This window comes from Aquibium oceanicum (assembly GCF_001889605.1).
Taxonomy (GTDB): domain Bacteria; phylum Pseudomonadota; class Alphaproteobacteria; order Rhizobiales; family Rhizobiaceae; genus Aquibium; species Aquibium oceanicum.
In genome coordinates, this window is sequence record NZ_CP018171.1 from 4,480,065 (window position 1) to 4,493,698 (window position 13,634).

Sequence of the window (13,634 nt, forward strand, 5' to 3'; positions counted from 1 at the left end):
GGTGCTCGGTGTAGCCATGTCGCGAGGTTCCTTCGTGGGTCGTGGCAGTGTGAAACGTTTCACCGTGATCGGTCAATACATTCGCGAAGCCGCCGGCGGCCGAAACGGAGCCGGGTATCAGGATCAGCAGGGAGTGAACATCACCAGCTTCTGGCCCGTCTGCGACGGAACGTAGACGGCATGAACCTCCTTGCCGATCGTCAATGCGTCGAAGTCGCAGTCGACGATGTTGGTCATCATCTTCACGCCTCCCGCAACGGTGACGTAGGCAATGGCGTAACGGTCGTCTCCGGCGCCGACGACGCTGAAGGAATAGATCTCGCCGCGAGGGTCGATCGCGCGAAACTCCAGGGTCGTGGCATGACAATGCGGACAAACGGCTCGCGGAAAATGGTGCGCCCTGCCGCAGCGGAGGCATGTCGCCAGGACAAGCCGTTCGTCGTTGGCCGCATCCCAGAATCCCTTCGCCTCAGGGGAAATCTCAGGAGCGGGATAGGAGCGCGGGTTGGACACCTCAGTCCTCCCTGGACAGGATCAGCGTGGCGCAGCCATGCCGGGTACCCAGCGCGCCGCCCGTTCCGTGGCAGAGTGCAAACCTACAGTCGGGCACTTGTAGCGCGGGATGCGCTTCGCCCCGGAGTTGCCTCACCGCCTCGACGACCTTGGTCATGCCGCCGCGGTTTGCCGGGTGATTGTTGCAAAGGCCGCCGCCGTCGGTGTTGAATGGAAGCATGCCGATGCCCGAAATGAGGTTGCCGCCCTCGACGAAGCTGCCGCCTTGACCCTTCTTGCAAAAGCCGAGGTCTTCCAGCGCCAGCAGCACCGTGATGGTGAAGCTGTCGTAGATCGAGGCATACTGGATCTGCCGGTGCTCGAGGCCGGACTCGGCGAACGCGACAGGTCCGGAATGGACCGCGGCGGTATATGTGAGATCCAGTTCGCCGGCGCCTTGGTGCTTGATGCCCTCGCCGCAGCCCAGCACTCTGATCGAGGGTCTCCCAAGTGTCCTCGCGACCTCGGGCCGGGCGAGGATAAGCGCCCCGCCACCGTCGGTTACGACGCAGCAATCGAGACGGTGCAACGGCGAGGCGATCATGGGTGATGCCATCACGTCATCGACCGTCACCGCATCCTTCAGCCAGGCGTTCGGATTATGCGCGGCGTGCCGCGAAGCTGCGACCTTTATCCAGGCGAGTTGTTCGCTTGTCGTGCCGTACTCGTGCATGTGCCGTGCCGCGCACAGCGCGTAGCTTGCAGGGGTTGTCGGACCAAACGGCACTTCGAAATCGCGCTCGGGACGGTCGCCTGTGATGGCGAGCGCTGCCGCGCTGGAGGATCGATTGGCGCTGCGGGGCTTGCCTGCCAGCGTAATGAGGGCAACGTTGCACAACCCCGCATCGATGGCTCGCGCCGCGCGCCCTACATGCGCGACGTAGGATGCCCCGCCAAGCTCCGTGGCATCAGCATAGCGTGGTGTCAGGTTGAGGTAGTCCATGACCGACAGAGCGCCCAGGCCGGGCGCATCTGCGGCGCAAAAATAGCCATCGACTTCGGATAGATCGATGCCGGCATCGGTGGCTGCGCCAATCGCACATTCGGCATGAAGCTGAACAATCGACTTGTCGGGAGCGAACCGGGTCGGATGTTCGAAAGCTCCGATGATCCTTGCGTCATATCGAGCCATTCAATCATGCTCTCCCGGAGGGGCAGCTACCATCGGTTTTATGCGCCCCAAGTCGCCCGCCCACTCTCTTCCCCCAGATTGCCGCATCAGGCAGCAACCGTCGCCGGTTCGGCGGCGACCACGCCGGTCCGCTCCTGACAGGCCACCCAATGGCCCGGTGAGAGCTCCACCAGCTTCTGCTCGTTCACCGCACATGACGGCACCCGCATCGGGCATCGCGTGTGAAAGCGACAGCCGGATGGTGGATTTATGGCGGAAGGGACATCCCCTTTCAGCAGGATGCGGGTGGTGTTCTTGCGAGCCGGGTTCGGGGTCGGAACGGCAGAGAGCAGTGCTTGGGTGTAGGGATGCGAAGGCTTCGTGCACAGCTGCCTGGCAGGCGCCAACTCCATGATCCTGCCGAGATACATCACCGCGATGCGTCGGGAGATATGCTCCACCACCGACACATCATGGGCAATGAAGAGATAGGCGAGGCCATGCTCCGCCTGCAGGTCTTGAAGCAGGTTGATGATCTGCGCCTGCACCGACACGTCGAGCGCGGAAACGGCTTCGTCGCAGACAATGAGCTTCGGCTTGACCGCAAGCGCGCGCGCAATGCCGATGCGCTGGCGCTGCCCGCCCGAGAACTCATGAGGGTACCGCTTGAGATGGTCGCCAGAAAGGCCAACCTGATCGAGCAGGTGTGCCCCCCTTTCGGCCGCATCTCGTGACGACCTGGCCAGGCCATGTATGGTCATCGCCTCGGCGAGCAGCGAGCCGACGCTCATGCGCGGATCGAGCGAAGAATAGGGATCCTGAAAGATCATCTGCATGTTCTTGCGCATCCGCCGCATCTCGGCGCGCTTAAGCCTGGTAAGGTCTGTCCCCTGGAAAAGTACGGAACCCGACGTTACCTCGACGAGGTTGAGTACGGAGCGGCCGACCGTCGACTTGCCGCAGCCCGACTCGCCCACGAGGCCGAGTGTCTCGCCGTCGAACACATCGAAGCTCACGCCATCGACGGCATGCACGCGCTGGCCTCCACCGACCGGGAAGTGCGTCTTGACGTCGTCTGCGCGAAGCAGCGGGAAAGAGGCTTTGTCAGTCATAGAGGAAGCAACTCACCATGTGTCCGGGCGCGACTTCCCTTAGTTCGGGCGTGACCTCGAAATGCGACGGCTTTGCCAACTCGCAGCGCTTTGCGAACAGGCAGCCAGGCGGCACGCTGCCGCGCAGCACCGGCACCGTTCCCGGTATCTGTGTCAGCCTGGGGCGATCATCCGTTTCACGGTCAAGACGCGGAACCGAGCGCATCAGTCCCTGAGTATAAGGATGGCGCGGATTGCTGAAGAGTTCGGCGACCGGCGCCTCCTCGACGATACGCGAGCAGTAGGTGACGATCACCCGCTGCGCTGTCTCGGCCACTACGCCGATGTCATGCGTGATGAGCAGCATCGCCATCGACAGTCGCGACTTGAGTTCGGCGAGCAGGTCGAGGATCTGCGCCTGGACAGTGACGTCCAGCGCGGTGGTGGGCTCATCCGCGATCAGCAGCTTGGGATTGCACGATATTGCGATTGCGATCATCGCCCGCTGACGCATGCCACCGGACAACTGATGCGGATATTCGCCTGCCCGCTTCTCCGGCGAAGGCATCTGGACAAGGCGCAGAATCTCGATGGAGCGGTCGCGCGCGTCCTTGGCGTTCATGCGTTCATGCAGGCGGAGGGTCTCCGCTATCTGCTCGCCGATCGTGAAAAGGGGGTTAAGCGCACTCATCGGCTCCTGGAAGATCATGGCGATCTCCTTCGCGCGGATCTTTCGCATCGCGCGCTCCGGCAACGTGGCGAGATCGAGCCCGTTGTAGCGGATACTGCCCGACGATATTCGGCCGATAGGTTCGCGGATCAGGCGCATGAGGCTCAGCGCGATGGCGCTCTTGCCGCTTCCCGATTCGCCCACCACACATACGGTCTCTCCCGCCGCGATGTCGAAATCCACGCCATTGACCGCATGCACGACGTTGGCGCCGCGGCCGAAGGTGACGCTCAGGCCGGAGACCTCGAGAAGCTTCGGAGGGAGACCGTCAGACTGCAAACCGCTGCCCCTTGTATGAGCCGGAACCTGCCGGGCGCGTCAGACCATACCGGAAACTGAAGCGATCACAAAACGAAAACATCAAGACTTTTGTCTTTCTGTATCCGAAGGCTCGACCTGTGTGCGTATGGCCATGAGTATCTCGTCGACTTCACGTCCTTCGTGAAGAAATCCGCCAGGAACCATGCCTATCTGCGCGTATCCGCGCCGCTTGTAGAATTCCTGCGCCACCGGGTTTTCGACACTTACCGCCAGCTCGATTTGCCGCACGCCGATGGCCCGGGCGTGCTTCATCACGGCTTCATGAAGTGCCTTGGATACGCCAGACCCTCTTGCCGACTCCCGCAGATAGACCATTATCAGCGTCGCCCGGTGCGCCATCTTGCTTGTAGGCTGCCGCACGAGCCCCATGAAACCCACAGCCTCGCCGGCGTCGTCGAATGCGACGAAGAAGTCGATCCTAGACATGCGCGCGCGGACCTGCCGTTCGTCCATGTTCTCCCAATCGGCGGGCACTTCCGCGAACGCGCCTGGGGCTGCTTCCATGGCCTCAATCCGCATCTTCTTGAGGGTTTCCCAGTCATCTCCCGTGAGAAGCCGGATCAGCATGTTTGCGCCTTTCTCGATGAATGCGGCCGTCGCCGTGTTGCCGCCACCGTCGGCCGATACCCCGAAACTCGGACGTGCAGTACTCGGAACCGACTCCATTGAAACGTTTCCACGGCCATGTCGCAAGGGGGCACCAACGACTTTTTACGCGCCGCTGCCGTCGAGCCGCGTCAGCATAGCTGATCGAGTCTTCTCCGAAGCATATCTACACGATAGAAGCTGTTAGACGCGGCTTGGTGGCGCCGCGATCACAATCAATACACAGCGCCACAAACAGAGCCTGCCATGAAATCCAAGACAAAACGGCCAGTCCTCAGAAAGAGCGGAGAAGACGCGGTGCAGCCGCCCGCGCTCCAGCCGGCCCGCAAACCGACGATCAAGGACGTGGCCCGGGTAGCCGGTGTTTCCGTGGGCACCGTTTCACGGGTCGTTAACGGGAGCCTGACCGTCGGCAACGCCGTTCATGGCAAAGTGATGGAGGCAATCGAGGAACTCAAGTTCGTTCCAAGTGCCGCTGCGCAGAGCATGCGGCGCAAATCCAGCCTAATCGTTGGCTGCATCGTCCGCGAGATTTCGATCGCTCCTCTCGCGGAATTCGTGCGCGCCTCGCAGACGGCACTCGACGCCGCCGGCTACTCGCTGCTGCTGTCGATCTCGGATGGGGAAGAAGAGCGCGAGCGGGCGCTGCTCAAGCGACTTCAGAACCGGCAGGTCGACGGCATCATCCTCAGCCCATACACGCGCCTCAGCCAGGACTATGAGGCAATGCTGCGGGGCCTTGGCATTCCGATCGTTCTCGTCGATCGGGACAAGCCGGACTGGGCGGATGCGGTCATGGTGGACCACGCCCACGGCGTTGAGATCGCGGTCGAGCACCTGCTTAATTTAGGTCATCGCAAAATCGCGCTGCTGACGGGCCCAGAGGATACTTTTCCGGCAGCCCAACGCCTGAAGGGCTACATGGCGGCTTACAAGCGCAACAAAGTCGCGGTCGATCCCGCGATGATGCGTACGGGAAGCTATCTTGCCACCGCGGGCTTCCAGCTTGCTTCGACGATGCTGTCCGGCAAGAACCGGCCGACCGCCATCATCGCGGGCGGCCTCAGCATGCTGCCGGGCGTTCTGCGCGCGGTGCAGACCCTCAAGCTCTCGGTGCCGGAGGATGTATCGATCGTCGGAACAGGTCCTTCGGAACTCTCCGAGCTCCACGTGCCGCCGATCAGCGTCCAATACTGGGACCATGGCGAAACGGGGCGCGTCGCGGCCATGATGCTTCTGGACCGCATGCTCAAGAAGGGAGACCCGGAGCCGCAGCGCGTGCTTCTGCCAAGCACGTTCATCTCAACGCGGTCGATCGGGCCTAAACCGCGACGATCCTCCTGAGACTGGTCTTCCGGCTTCTCACCAGTCCGTGGAGATGTACTTGGCCTCGAGGAACTCGAGCATTCCGTGATGCGCGCCCTCGCGGCCGAGGCCACTCTGCTTAACCCCTCCGAAAGGTGCCGCCGGGTCGGACACCAGGCCGCGATTGAGGCCGAGCATCCCTGCTTCCAGCCGCTCGCATACGCGCAGGCCACGCGAGAGGTCGCTCGTATAGACATACGCCACCAGTCCGTACTCGGTGGCGTTGGCGAGTTGCACCGCCTCGTCTTCGGTGTCGAAAACGGAGATCGCGGCCACCGGGCCGAAAATCTCCTCGGAGGCCATCGCCGCATCTTTCGGGACGTCGAGCAGGACCGTCGGGGGAAAGAAGCATCCGCCCCGAGAGCTTGGTACTGCGCCGCACAGGACCTTCGCGCCGCGTGACACCGCATCGTCCACCAGCTCGACGATCTTCGACACCGCGGCGCTGTTGACGAGCGGCCCGCATTCTGTGGCCTCGTCCTCACCGGGGCCCACCTTGAGCGCTTCCATCCGTGCAGCGAGTCGCCGTGCGAATTCGTCCGCAACCCCGCGCTGGGCGTAGAAGCGGTTCGCGGCCGTGCATGCCTGTCCGCCATTGCGCATCTTCGCAATCAACGCGCCCTCGACCGCGCGGTCCAGGTCGGCATCGTCGAAGACCAGGAAAGGTGCGTTGCCGCCGAGCTCCATCGACGAGTGTACGACGCGGTCCGCGGCCTTGCGCAGAAGGATGCGTCCGACCTCGGTCGAACCGGTGAAAGACAGTTTGCGCACCCTGTCGTCTTCCAGCATGGAATCGACGACCTGCGAGGTCGTCGAGGAGGTGATGACGTTCACCACGCCATCCGGCACGCCTGCTTCATGGAGAAGCGCCGCGATCGCATAGGCGGTAAGCGGTGTCTCGGTCGCGGGCTTCAGCACGCAGGTGCAGCCTGCCGCCAGCGCGGGGGCGATCTTGCGCGTTGCCATTGCCGCCGGGAAATTCCAGGGTGTGATGAGCAACGAGACGCCGATCGGCTGATGCATTACCAGTATCCGATTTGACCCGGACGGCGCCGTCGACAAGTGCCCGTCGATCCGCACCGCTTCCTCGGAGAACCAGCGGAAGAACTCCGCGGCATAGGTGACCTCGCCGCGGGCATCGCGCAAAGCCTTGCCGTTCTCCAGCGAGATAAGGCGCGCCAGCGGCTCCACATCGCGGACGATCAGCTCGAATGCGCGGCGCAGGATTTCGGCGCGCTTGCGCGGCGGTGTGGCGGCCCAGGCGGCGGCTGCGCCCGAAGCGGCATCGACTGCGGCGCGCGCATCATCCACACCTGCGTCCTCGACCTGACCGAGCACGCTTCCGTCGGACGGGTTCATCACGGGGATGCGCCTGTCGCGACTGCCCTTAGTCCATGCTCCGCCAATGAACAGGCGGCCCTCGTATGAGGCTGGCTGCGTCATGATGTTCTCTCTGTCTTTATCCGATCGCTCAGGCGAAGTTCTCGCGGGACCACGTGTACGTGTCGTCGAGCGTAAGTCTGAAGCGCTTGAGCACCTCGTCGACCTGCTCCGCGTTGATGATCAGTGGCGGGCACAGTGCGATGCTGTCCTGCACGGCGCGCACGATCAGCCCATGGCCATGGCCGCGCTCGAAGAATGCAGCCCCCACCTTGCCGAGCGGATCGAACGCGCGCTTGGTCGCGGGATCTGCGACCAACTCGACGGCGGCTATGAGGCCGACGCCCCTGACTTCGCCAACCATCGGGTGGCCGCGCAGTTCGCCAAGGCCCGCCTGCAAACGCTCGCCCATGGCAGCCGCGTTCGCAACCAGCCCGTCTTCCTCGATGATGCGAATGTTCTCGAGCGCTACGGCAGTGGCGACGGGATGGCCGCTGGTGGTGAACCCGTGTCCGAAATTGCCCAGCCTGTCGCTGTTGTCGGCGATGCCTGCATAGAGCTCGTCGCTGATTACGATCGCCGATAGCGGCAGGTAAGATGAGGTGATCTGCTTGGACAGGACCAGCATGTCGGGCTTGATATCGAAAAGCTCGCAGCCAAACATCCGGCCTGTTCGTCCGAAACCTGTGATCACTTCGTCCGCGATGATCAGGATGTCGTACTTTCGGCATACGGCCTGCACCTTCTGCCAATAGGTCCGCGGCGGAACCAGGACACCACCGGCTCCCATCACAGGCTCGCCAATGAAGGCCGCTATCGTCTCGGGCCCTTCCGCCAATATGAGTTGCTCGAGCTGGCCGGCCAGCCGGCTGGCGAACTCCTCCTCGCTCTCCCCTTCCCATGCATGGCGATAATGATGCGGGCAGGCGGTGTGCAGAAAGTTGGGGAGCGGAAGGTCGAAGTCGCGGTGGTTCCAGGGCAGGCCAGTCATGCTGCCCGACGCGACGGTGATGCCGTGATAGCCGCGGATGCGCGATATGATCTTCTTCTTCTGCGGCCGCCCGCGGGCGTTGTTGAAATACCAGAGCAGCTTGACGACCGTGTCGTTCGCTTCCGACCCGGAGTTTGCGAAGAACACGCGGTTCAGTCCGGCGGGAGCGAGGCTCGCGATCTTCTCGGCCAGATCGATAGCCGGGTTGTTCGCCTTGTGCGAGAAGGAGTGATAGTAGGGAAGCCGCCGCATCTGAGCAGCCGCCGCCTCGACCAGCCGCTCCTCACCGAACCCGACAGCCACGCTCCAAAGCCCCGCCAGGCCCTCGATGTATTCGTTGCCCTGGTCGTCGCGGACGTAGATCCCCTTGCCGCTTTCGATGACCGTGGGACCCCGTCGCTCGTGGGCGCGGGCATTTGTGTAGGGGTGAAGCGCGTAGGTCTTGTCGCGCGCGTGCGGGGAATTCGGGAGCGCTGCGGGGTCTGCGGATGACATGCTGCTCTCCTCGAGGCAGGCGAAACATGAAGGGCTACATTCGCTCACCAAAAAGGAAAAATGTCAATTATTTTGTTTAATTATCAATGACGCGTCCCAGCGTACACCAGTGCCAACCGCGATTCGATGCTCACGGGTTGTCAGGCGTATGCGAGCCGACTGATTCCTCCAGCGGTGCAAGATGCGCCTCGACCACACGGACGATCTCGGCGATGTCGCGACGACGGATTGCCTCCATCGTCAGGGTGTGCATACGCGCCACGTCGTCGACGTCCTCGATATCGGCGAAATACTGCCGCATGCTGATGAACAGGTGCTCAAGGATCTGGTGCTGGTAGAGCGCTAGCGCGGCACTGCGCGCGGCCCTGCCGATCGCGTAATGGAACAGCTGGTCGAAACGCAGGCGCAGCGCGAGATCGCCGTTGCGGTTGTCCAGCAATCCGTCGATGCAAGCCTGCATCGCAGCGAAGTCCTCGGCCGTCGCGCGTTGCGCGGCGAGCAGACAGAGCTGAATCTCGATCGGTTTGCGCGCCTCGACGACATCGCGGACGCCCAAATGCTGCAGCGGCGCCGTGACTGCCAGGATGTCGTCGGGGATGCGGTTGGAGCCGACCGTCAGGCCACCGTTTATGCCGCGCTGGGTGCGGACTATGTTGGCCGACGAGAGCACCTTGAGTGCTTCGCCAACCACCGGCTTGCTGACATTCATCAGCTTCGCCAGCACATCGATATTGGGCAGCCGCTCCTCGGGCTGGAAAGCGCCAGAGAGGATGGCGTAGGTAATCTGCGTGACGACTTCCTGATGCGCGCGTGGGCCGATGATGGGGTGGAAATGCCATCTGGCCGCAGAGTCTGCAGGTTGATTTTCAGCCATCATTATCGTCGCGGCGCCAAGTGAACTATGTGCGTCAACTACACCACGGCCTGGAAAAATCAAAATCCAAGGTGATTGTCCAATAGAGCCGCTCCCCTCGCGCGGCAAAGCCGATCCAGCCTAAAGTCCGAAGAGACCGGCCATGTCGTCGATTTGTTTGCATTGATACTGGCGAAATCCGTCGTTCGGCTGCTGGTGTGTCAGGCGCGCCAGCAAGGGATCGCCTGCGTCGATGTTGGAGCCGGCAAGCGTCTGCACCACGGCATGGCCGCAGAAAGGTACATGAACCTCCGAGTAGCCTCCCTCGTGCACGAAAACGGCCTTGCCGCCGCAAAGCTTGTCAGCCACATCCAGGGCCATGGCCGCCATCCGCCGGAAGGTGTCGGACGTCGCGATCATGCGCGACAGGGGGTCCACTCCGGAGGCGTCGAAGCCGCAGGCCACGACGATCGCGTCGGGTTTGAAGCGCTCGAGAGCGGGGAGCACGATGCGATTCATCGCGTGGATGTATGCGTCGTGGCCGCTGCCGGGAAGCAAGGGTACGTTGATGTTGTAGCCCTCGCCCGCCTGAGCGCCGCACGATTCCGCGGCACCGCTGTTTGCCGGATAGTTGTTCTCCTGGTGCAGCGAGATGGTGAGAACGTCGCCTCGCCCGTAGAAGATGTGCTCGGTGCCGTTGCCGTGGTGCACGTCCCAGTCGACCACCGCGATACGAGACGCCGTCTTCTCCGCCAGCGCCGCCTCGATGGCGATCGCGATGTTGGCAAGCAGGCAGTAGCCCATCGGCTCCGAGGGCAGGCAATGGTGCCCCGGCGGGCGGCACAGCGCATAGGCGTTGCGGTACGTTCCTTTGAGGACGTCGCGCAGAGCCTGCGTCGCCATTCCCGCGGAAAGCGCGGTCATCTCGTAGCCGCCCTGGCTGAACGGCGTCCGCACTCCAAGTTCTCCGCCGCTGGCGTCGCTCAGCGCCTTAAACTTCGCGAGATAGTCGGCGGGATGGACACGCCGCAGTTCCTCTTCGGTCGCCGTCCGTCCCGTGACCATCGTGAGCTCATCGGCCAGACCCGTCCGCAGGAGCAGGTTGAGAAACCGCCGCTTGCTCTCCGGCGTTTCGGGGAGACCGCCGTTTACGACTGGCTGGACGTTGCCCTGCACCGGCAGAATGAAGGCGTAGTTGCCGCCAGAATGCCAGAAGCAGTGCTCATTCCAGTAGAACGCAGTGGACGCGGTCATTCTTCATGCCTCCAGCAATCGGCGCAAAGCGGTGGCGCCTGTCAGATGTCTGCCCGGGTCAAGGCCAACCAGCAGTCAGGCAGCCTTGCGCAGCGGCAGCCCAGCCTTTGCGACGGCTCCGGTGAAGGACTCGCCCGGAAGCCAGCTCTGAACACTGCGGCGCACGTCGATCAGCGCCTCGAGGTCGATGCCGGTCTCGAACCCCATCTCGTGGACGAGGAAGACGGTATCCTCGAGGTTGATGTTGCCAGTCGCGCCAGGCGCGAAGGGACACCCGCCAAGTCCTCCGAGCGACGCATCGAGCCGCGTGACGCCCTGGTCGATCGCGGCAGCCGCATTGGCCAGGCCGAGACCACGCGTGTCGTGGAAATGGCAAAGCAGCGGCACGTCTCCGGCGAGGCCCATGACGTCCTTGACCAGCCCCGCGACCTGCCTCGGATTGGCGTAGCCGACGGTGTCAGCAAGCGAGATCTCCTGAGCGCCTAGAGAGAGCAACTCCTCGGCGATGCGCAACACATCGCTTTCGGGAACCCTGCCGGTTATCGAACAACCGAACGATGTGGCGATTCCCACGCTAAGCTCGGTCGTTGCCCCAAGTTCGTCACGCAGGCGGACGATCTCGCCGAACTCGGCTACGGCATCTGCAGTGGAACGCCCGACGTTTGAAAGGCTGTGCGCATTGCTCGCGGAGACCACATAGTTGAGCTTCGGCGCCTTGAGCGCGAACCCTCTTTCGGCGCCCGTCCGGTTCGGAATGAGGGCCGACACCCCGAAGCCGCCCATGGCCATGGCAGCGGGAAGCACCTCCGCTGCGTCGGCGAACTGCGGGAGCAGCCGGGGCGAGGAGAACGACGTCACCTCGATGTCCGGAACGCCCGCAGCGGCGACAAGGCGGAACCACTCGATTTTCTTCTCGGTCGGGAGGAAGGCGGAAGCCGCCTGCAACCCGTCCCTCGGCCCGACATCTCTCAGCGAGATCCTGGTCATTGCCTCACCTATTCGCCCTTGAAATCCGGCCGACGGCGCTCGTTGAAGGCGCGCACGCCCTCATACCGATCCTTCGTATGGACGAGACGGTTGTATGCCTCGATCTCGAAACCCATCCCGTCCGGCAGGGACATCTCGACCCCACGCCGGATCGCCTGTTTTGCACGCTGCACAGCGAGAGGCGCGTTGCCGGCGATGCGCGCGGCGGTTTCAAGCGCTGCGTCGAGCAGTTCACCGGCGGGCAAGACCCGGTTAACGAGACCCCAGGCAAGCGCCTCCTGAGCGCTGAAAGGCGATCCAGTCATGATCAGTTCGTTGGCGCGCTTCTGCCCTACCGCGCGGGACAGCGTCTGCGTGCCGCCACAGCCTGGTATGATGCCGAGCGTGACCTCCGTCAGCGCGAAACGGGCATCTTGCGAGGCATAGATCACGTCGCACGCGGCGGCGATCTCGCACCCGCCGCCATAGGCGTGGCCGTTGACGGCGGCGATGACCGGGACCGGACATTCGAGCAAAGCGCGCATCATCTTCTCGAAGACGATATGCTGAGCCTGCCAGGCGCCGTCGTCCATGGTCGCCCGCTCCTTCAGGTCGCCGCCGACGCAGAAGGCACGGTCGCCGCTCCCCGTGAGGACGATGCATCGTATGTCGTCTCCGCCGCCCGACGCCTCGTCGAACAGCCGCAGAATGTCGTGGCCCAGCGCCGTGTTGACGGCGTTGAGAACCTCGGAGCGCTTGAGGCGCGCCAGCATGACTTTCGGCTTTGGAAACCCGATCTCGAGGATGTCGGAACCGGCAAACATCAGATCGCCTCCACGCCCAGCAGCGCGCCCCAGCGACGCAACTCGGCAAGGATGGCGGGCGCCACCGAAACCCCTTCGCGCATCTGCTGCCGACGCACGGCGAGCGCGCGGTCCCCGGGCATGCGCACCGCATCCTTGCCACTGGCGACATTGCTTGCGCGGCAGGCCTCGCCCAGCCAGCTCATCTGCCTACTAAATCCCTCCGCGCCGCCGAAATGTGCCGGATCGATGACCTGCACGAAGACAGAATTGGCCTCGCCATCCTTGGCCGAGGCGGGGGTGGCGCGACCGTAGCCAGTCAACGCCGCGGAAAGCGCCTCGATGAGGATTGCGAGCGCGTAGCCCTTGTAGCCCTGCTCGAGCCCGCCCGCGGGCAGTATGGCGCCATCCTCGTCGAAATAGCTTGCCGGGTCTGCGCTGGCCGTTCCGTCCGGCAGGACGATCCCGGCGACGTCCATCTGCTTGCCGGCCTCGTGGGCGCGATAAAGCGGACCCATGGCCGACATCGAAGCGCTCGTATCGATGAGGATCGGGTCGCCGCTTGTGGGGATACCGGCAGCAAGTGGGTTGCAGGAGAAGACGCGGTCGGTGCCGCCATGAGGGGCGACAGTGCTCTCCGACGGCGTGCTCGCCATGATGATGACCAATTGGCCCTTTGCCGTAGCCTTCATCAGATACGCCGCCAGGCACGCGATGTGCTGCGAGCGCGATATGGCGATGGTGCCGGTGCCGTGGCTGCGCGCCATGTCGCTGGCGCGCTCCACGGCCGAAGTGACAACCCACGGACCGGGCAAGAAGCCGGCATCCCAGTGCTCAACCGCGTTTCCGGCGTTCACGATCCGGATCTCGCCGTCGCGGCTGGTTTCGCCGCTCTGCAACCACTCAAGATTGCTGGACATGCGCTTCAACCCATGTGTGCGGTAGCCCAGAAGTTCGCCCTCGACGAAGACGTCCGCGACAACATTGGCACGGTCCGATGGGAGCCCCGCCGCTTCGAGGAGACGTGCGCAGCAGGCGCGAAGCGCTTCGGCATCAAAGGTGGACGCATTCTCCTTCATACCGTCTCCCTTGCACGGCGATGCCGGCCGGCGTGCA

Annotated in this window: 13 protein-coding genes; 1 reads left to right on the top strand and 12 read right to left on the bottom strand. The window is 63.4% G+C overall.

Features of this window, described 5'->3' with window-relative positions:
• Positions 1–123: 123 nt before the first annotated feature.
• The 5 genes from BSQ44_RS21895 to BSQ44_RS21915 form a co-directional block, all read right to left on the bottom strand.
• Positions 124–513 (bottom strand): Zn-ribbon domain-containing OB-fold protein, encoded by a 390-nt coding sequence (locus tag BSQ44_RS21895; RefSeq protein ID WP_072607194.1) that lies wholly within the window; start codon positions 511–513, stop codon positions 124–126.
• Between the two features lies 1 nt (position 514).
• The gene (locus tag BSQ44_RS21900; protein WP_072607195.1) at positions 515–1,684 is read right to left on the bottom strand and encodes a thiolase domain-containing protein; all 1,170 of its coding nucleotides are present in this window, start codon (positions 1,682–1,684) and stop codon (positions 515–517) included.
• 86 nt (positions 1,685–1,770) lie between these two features.
• Positions 1,771–2,775, bottom strand: coding sequence for an ABC transporter ATP-binding protein (locus tag BSQ44_RS21905; RefSeq protein ID WP_072607196.1), 1,005 nt, complete (start codon positions 2,773–2,775; stop codon positions 1,771–1,773).
• Positions 2,768–3,763 (bottom strand): ABC transporter ATP-binding protein, encoded by a 996-nt coding sequence (locus BSQ44_RS21910; RefSeq protein ID WP_072607197.1) that lies wholly within the window; start codon positions 3,761–3,763, stop codon positions 2,768–2,770. Before BSQ44_RS21910 ends, BSQ44_RS21905 begins: the two co-directional genes overlap by 8 nt.
• A gap of 81 nt (positions 3,764–3,844) precedes the next feature.
• Entirely contained in the window at positions 3,845–4,471 is a 627-nt protein-coding gene (locus tag BSQ44_RS21915) for a GNAT family N-acetyltransferase (RefSeq protein WP_235633283.1), read from the bottom strand.
• Positions 4,472–4,657: 186 nt separating this feature from the next.
• Between BSQ44_RS21915 and BSQ44_RS21920 the strand changes: the two genes are divergently transcribed.
• A complete protein-coding gene (locus BSQ44_RS21920) occupies positions 4,658–5,755 on the top strand; it encodes a LacI family DNA-binding transcriptional regulator (RefSeq protein ID WP_083534870.1) in 1,098 nt (365 codons plus the stop codon).
• An 18-nt stretch (positions 5,756–5,773) separates the two neighbouring features.
• On the opposite strand, the gene BSQ44_RS21925 is transcribed toward BSQ44_RS21920, so the two are convergent.
• From BSQ44_RS21925 to BSQ44_RS21955, 7 genes are all read right to left on the bottom strand, one after another.
• Positions 5,774–7,219 (bottom strand): NAD-dependent succinate-semialdehyde dehydrogenase, encoded by a 1,446-nt coding sequence (locus tag BSQ44_RS21925; RefSeq protein WP_072607199.1) that lies wholly within the window; start codon positions 7,217–7,219, stop codon positions 5,774–5,776.
• A 28-nt stretch (positions 7,220–7,247) separates the two neighbouring features.
• A complete protein-coding gene (locus tag BSQ44_RS21930) occupies positions 7,248–8,642 on the bottom strand; it encodes an aspartate aminotransferase family protein (protein ID WP_072607200.1) in 1,395 nt (464 codons plus the stop codon).
• 130 nt (positions 8,643–8,772) lie between these two features.
• Complete coding sequence (locus BSQ44_RS21935) at positions 8,773–9,519, bottom strand: FadR/GntR family transcriptional regulator (protein WP_210187897.1); 747 nt, start codon at positions 9,517–9,519, stop codon at positions 8,773–8,775.
• A gap of 117 nt (positions 9,520–9,636) precedes the next feature.
• Complete coding sequence (locus tag BSQ44_RS21940; protein WP_072607201.1) at positions 9,637–10,749, bottom strand: class II histone deacetylase; 1,113 nt, start codon at positions 10,747–10,749, stop codon at positions 9,637–9,639.
• A gap of 75 nt (positions 10,750–10,824) precedes the next feature.
• Positions 10,825–11,736: a hydroxymethylglutaryl-CoA lyase gene (locus tag BSQ44_RS21945; protein ID WP_072607202.1), complete on the bottom strand. Its 912-nt coding sequence runs from the start codon at positions 11,734–11,736 to the stop codon at positions 10,825–10,827.
• An 8-nt stretch (positions 11,737–11,744) separates the two neighbouring features.
• The gene (locus BSQ44_RS21950; RefSeq protein WP_072607203.1) at positions 11,745–12,539 is read right to left on the bottom strand and encodes an enoyl-CoA hydratase/isomerase family protein; all 795 of its coding nucleotides are present in this window, start codon (positions 12,537–12,539) and stop codon (positions 11,745–11,747) included.
• Positions 12,539–13,597: an Ldh family oxidoreductase gene (locus BSQ44_RS21955; protein WP_072607204.1), complete on the bottom strand. Its 1,059-nt coding sequence runs from the start codon at positions 13,595–13,597 to the stop codon at positions 12,539–12,541. Before BSQ44_RS21955 ends, BSQ44_RS21950 begins: the two co-directional genes overlap by 1 nt.
• Positions 13,598–13,634: the final 37 nt, after the last annotated feature.